This is a genomic window from Acinetobacter sp. TUM15064, assembly GCF_008980265.1.
Taxonomy (GTDB): domain Bacteria; phylum Pseudomonadota; class Gammaproteobacteria; order Pseudomonadales; family Moraxellaceae; genus Acinetobacter.
Genome location: NZ_BKFU01000235.1, coordinates 1 through 431, shown reverse-complemented (window position 1 = coordinate 431; position 431 = coordinate 1). Strand labels below are relative to the sequence as shown.

Annotated in this window: 1 protein-coding gene; it reads right to left on the bottom strand. The window is 44.8% G+C overall.

The window, feature by feature from the left end; genetic code table 11:
* Positions 1-431 (bottom strand): efflux RND transporter permease subunit (locus tag GBI16_RS18590; protein WP_171494604.1); only part of this gene is annotated, 431 nt, incomplete at both ends.

Here is a 431-nt window from a genome sequence, read left to right as displayed (position 1 = left end):
GTACCAGTGCTTTGGCCTGTTCTCTACGCAGAATAAAATTACGAATGACGACATAGAAAATGGGTGTAAACAGCAAACCAAAGATTGTCACGCCCAGCATTCCAGAGAAAACAGCGATACCCATGGCATGACGCATTTCTGCACCAGCACCTGTGGCTAATACCAGTGGTATCACACCAGCAATAAATGCAATTGAGGTCATTAGAATCGGGCGTAATCTTAATCGGGCTGCGTCAAGTACTGCAGCAAAAGGATTCAAACCCTCATCCTCTTTGGCTCGGGCAAACTCCACAATTAAGATGGCATTTTTTGCAGCAAGTCCCACCAGAACAACAAAGCCAATCTGGGTAAAGATGTTGTTATCACTACCAGTTACCCAAACACCTACAATCGCAGATAACAAGGCCATTGGTGCAATGAGTAATACTGCA